The sequence below is a fragment of the Streptomyces sp. NPDC054847 genome, assembly GCF_053610925.1.
This window is the reverse complement of sequence record NZ_JBSGZJ010000560.1, coordinates 1-4,152: the sequence shown is the minus strand read 5'-3', so window position 1 is coordinate 4,152 and position 4,152 is coordinate 1. Positions and strand designations below refer to the sequence as shown.

The 4,152-nt window shown below is 73.0% G+C and carries 2 protein-coding genes; both read left to right on the top strand.

Annotated elements, in window-relative coordinates; genetic code table 11:
• Window positions 1-2,345, top strand: a 2,345-nt coding sequence (locus tag ACWGH4_RS32290; RefSeq protein ID WP_453467127.1) for a [protein-PII] uridylyltransferase, incomplete at its 5' end; no start/stop codon positions are given.
• 224 nt (window positions 2,346-2,569) lie between these two features.
• Window positions 2,570-4,123 carry a signal recognition particle protein gene (gene ffh / locus ACWGH4_RS32285; protein ID WP_453467125.1) on the top strand — a complete coding sequence of 518 codons (1,554 nt, stop codon included), beginning with the start codon at window positions 2,570-2,572 and terminating at the stop codon, window positions 4,121-4,123.
• Window positions 4,124-4,152 lie beyond the last annotated feature (29 nt).

Sequence of the window (4,152 nt, the reverse complement as noted above, 5' to 3'; positions counted from 1 at the left end):
GTGCGGCCCTGGCGAAGCTGACCGACGAATGGCTGTCCGCCCTCTTCGCCGCCGCGGCGCTGGAACAGGGCGTCCGGGGCGCGGCGCTCGTCGCCGTCGGCGGCTACGGCCGCGGCGAACTCTCCCCGCGCAGCGACCTCGACCTCCTGCTGCTCCACGACGGCAGCGCGTCCCCCGCCGCGGTCGCCGCGATCGCCGACCGGATCTGGTATCCGGTCTGGGACCTCGGCCTCGCCCTCGACCACTCCGTCCGCACACCCGCGGAGGCCCGGAAGACCGCGGGCGAGGACCTCAAGGTGCAGCTCGGGCTCCTCGACGCCCGGCCTGTCGCCGGTGACCTCGGGCTGGTCGCCTCCCTGCGTACCGCCGTGCTCGCCGACTGGCGCAACCAGGCACCGCGGCGGCTGCCCGAGCTCGACGAACTCTGCCGAGAGCGGGCCGCCCGGCAGGGCGAGCTCCAGTACCTCCTCGAGCCCGATCTGAAAGAGGCCAGAGGCGGACTGAGGGACGTCACCGCACTCCGCGCGGTGGCCGCCTCATGGCTCGCCGACGCCCCCCGCGAAGGGCTCGCCGAGGCCCGCCGCGTCCTCCTCGACGTCCGCGACGCGCTCCACCTCACCACCGGACGCGCCACCGACCGGCTCGCCCTCCAGGAACAGGACCAGGTCGCGGCCGAGCTGGGCCTCCTCGACGCCGACGCCCTGCTGCGCCAGGTGTACGAGGCCGCGCGGACCGTCTCGTACGCCACCGACGTCACCTGGCGGGAGGTCAGCCGGGTCCTGCGCTCCCGTGCCGTACGGCCGAGGCTCCGGGCCATGCTCGGCGGGCGGTCCCCGCAGCCCGAGCGCACCCCGCTCGCCGAGGGGGTCGTCGAACTCGACGGCGAAGTGGTCCTCGCCCGCACAGCGCGCCCGGACCGCGACCCGGTCCTCCCGCTCCGCGCCGCCGCCGCCGCGGCCCAGTCCGGCCTGCCGATCTCCCGGCACGCGGTCCGGCGCCTCGGCCACGCCATGACCGCCGGCCCGCTGCCCGTGCCCTGGCCCGCGGAGGCCCGGGAGGAGCTGGTCACACTGCTCGGCGCGGGGGAGCCGACCGTCCCCGTCTGGGAGGCCCTCGAGGCCGAGGGGCTCATCACCCGGCTCGTCCCCGACTGGGAACGCGTCCGGTGCCGGCCCCAACGCAACGCCGTGCACACCTGGACCGTCGACCGGCATCTCGTCGAGACGGCGGTCAAGGCGTCTGAGCTGACCCGCCACGTCGGCCGCCCGGACCTCCTGCTCGTCGCCGCGCTGCTGCACGACATCGGCAAGGGCTGGCCCGGCGACCACTCGGTCGCCGGCGAGACCATCGCCCGCGACGTGGCCACCCGGATCGGCTTCGACCGCGCGGACGTGGACGTCATCGCCACCCTCGTCCGCCACCACCTGCTGCTCATCGAGACGGCGACCAGGCGCGACCTCGACGATCCGGCGACGGTCGCCTCCGTGGCCTCCGTCGTCGGCTCGGCCGGAACCCTGGAGCTGCTGCACGCGCTCACCGAGGCGGACGCTCTCGCCACCGGCCCGGCGGCCTGGTCCTCCTGGCGCGGTTCCCTCGTGGCCGACCTGGTCAGGCGGGTGGCGGCGGTCCTCGCGGGCGACACCGCGGCCGAGCCGGACCAGGCGGCACCCAGCGCCGAACAGGAACGCCTGGCGATCGAGGCCCTGCGCACCGGCGAACCCGTGCTCGCCCTGCACACCCATCCGGAGGCCCCCGCCGAGGACGGCGGGCCGGAACCCGTCGGCGTCGAACTGCTCATCGCCCTGCCCGACCAGCCCGGCGTGCTGCCCGCGGCCGCCGGGGTCCTCGCGCTGCACCGGCTCACCGTCCGGGCCGCGGACCTCAGGGCGATCGACCTGCCCAGCGAAGTGGGGGACGGGACCGTCCTGGTCCTCGACTGGCGGGTCGCCGCCGAGTACGGCTCCCTGCCGCAGGCGTCCCGCCTCCGCGCCGACCTCGTGCGCGCCCTGGACGGCTCACTGGACATCCGCGGCCGCCTGGCGGAGCGGGAGGCCGCCTACCCACGGCGGCGGGGCGTCAAGGCGCCCCCGCCGAGGGTGACGGTGGCCGCGGCCGGATCGCGCCTCGCCACGGTCATCGAGGTCCGCGCCCACGACGCCCCTGGCCTGCTGCACAGGATCGGGCGGGCCCTGGAGGGTGCGGCGGTCCGGGTCCGCAGCGCCCACGTCTCGACGCTCGGCGCGAACGCCGTGGACACGCTGTACGTGACGGACGAGGCGGGCTCCCCGCTCGGTGAAGCGGAGGCGGCGGCCCTGGCGAAGAGCGTGGAGGAGGCGCTGCGGTGAGGGGGTGACGGGCCGCACGGCCGCTCGTTGACCAGGGCGAGCTTCCCGACCCGGCGGGGACGGCCCCGAGGAACCCACAAGGCTCCTCGGGGCCGAGACCTGCTCCCCGCCGCCCCGGGGACAGCCCTCCGTCCGCCCGTTACGGCGGGCGGGGGCATGAATGTTCCGGCGCCCGATACCCTTGGGGCGACCACCAGGCCCCGACCCGAGGAATCGCGACCACCGTGTTCGATACGCTTTCCGACCGCCTCAGCGCGACTTTCAAGAACCTCAGGGGCAAGGGACGCCTGTCCGAGGCTGACATCGACGGCGCGGCCCGGGAAATCCGTATCGCCCTGCTCGAGGCCGACGTGGCGCTCCCGGTCGTCCGGGAGTTCATCAAGCAGGTCAAGTCCCGCTCCCTCGGCGCCGAGGTCTCCAAGGCTCTGAACCCGAGCCAGCAGGTCATCAAGATCGTCAACGAGGAGCTCATCGGCATCCTCGGCGGCGAGACCCGCCGACTGCGGTTCGCCAAGACCGCGCCGACCGTGATCATGCTCGCCGGTCTCCAGGGTGCCGGTAAGACCACCCTCGCCGGAAAGCTCGGTCTCTGGCTCAAGGCCCAGGGGCACTCGCCCCTGCTCGTCGCATGTGACCTGCAGCGCCCCAATGCCGTCAACCAGCTCTCGGTCGTCGCGGAGCGGGCGGGTGTCGCCGTCTACGCGCCCCAGCCGGGCAACGGCGTCGGCGACCCGGTGCAGGTCGCGAAGGACTCCATCGAGCACGCGCGGACCCGCCAGTACGACGTCGTCATCGTCGACACCGCCGGCCGTCTCGGTATCGACCAGGAGCTGATGCAGCAGGCCGCGGACATCCGCGACGCCGTCAGCCCCGACGAGATCCTCTTCGTCGTCGACGCCATGATCGGTCAGGACGCCGTCAACACGGCGGAGGCCTTCCGCGACGGCGTCGGCTTCGACGGCGTGGTCCTGTCGAAGCTGGACGGTGACGCCCGAGGCGGTGCCGCGCTCTCCGTCTCGCACGTCACCGGCAAGCAGATCATGTTCGCCTCCAACGGCGAGAAGCTGGACGACTTCGACGCGTTCCACCCGGACCGCATGGCGTCCCGCATCCTCGGCATGGGCGACATGCTCTCGCTGATCGAGAAGGCCGAGCAGACCTTCAGCCAGGAAGAGGCCGCCAAGATGGCCTCCAAGCTGGCGAGCAGCAAGGGCAAGGAGTTCACGCTCGACGACTTCCTGGCCCAGATGGAACAGGTCCGCAAGATGGGCTCCATCTCGAAGCTGCTCGGCATGCTGCCCGGCATGGCCCAGATGAAGGACCAGATCAACAACATCGACGAGCGTGACGTGGACCGTACGGCCGCGATCATCAAGTCGATGACTCCGGGTGAGCGCCAGGACCCGACGATCATCAACGGTTCCCGCCGCGCGCGCATCGCCAAGGGATCCGGTGTCGAGGTCAGCGCGGTCAAGGGCCTGGTGGAGCGGTTCTTCGAGGCGCGCAAGATGATGTCCCGGATGGCTCAGGGCGGCGGCATGCCCGGTATGCCGGGGATGCCCGGCATGGGCGGCGGTCCCGGCCGGCAGAAGAAGCAGCAGAAGCAGGCCAAGGGCAAGCGCAAGAGCGGCAACCCGATGAAGCGCAAGGCCGAGGAGCAGGCAGCCGCGGAGCGGCGCGAGCAGGCGGCGGCACAGGGCGGCGCCTTCGGGCTGCCTGCCGGCGAGCCGGGCAAGGACTTCGAGCTGCCCGACGAGTTCAAGAAGTTCATGGGCTGATCCACCGCCCCAGAGGGACAGCCGAAGGG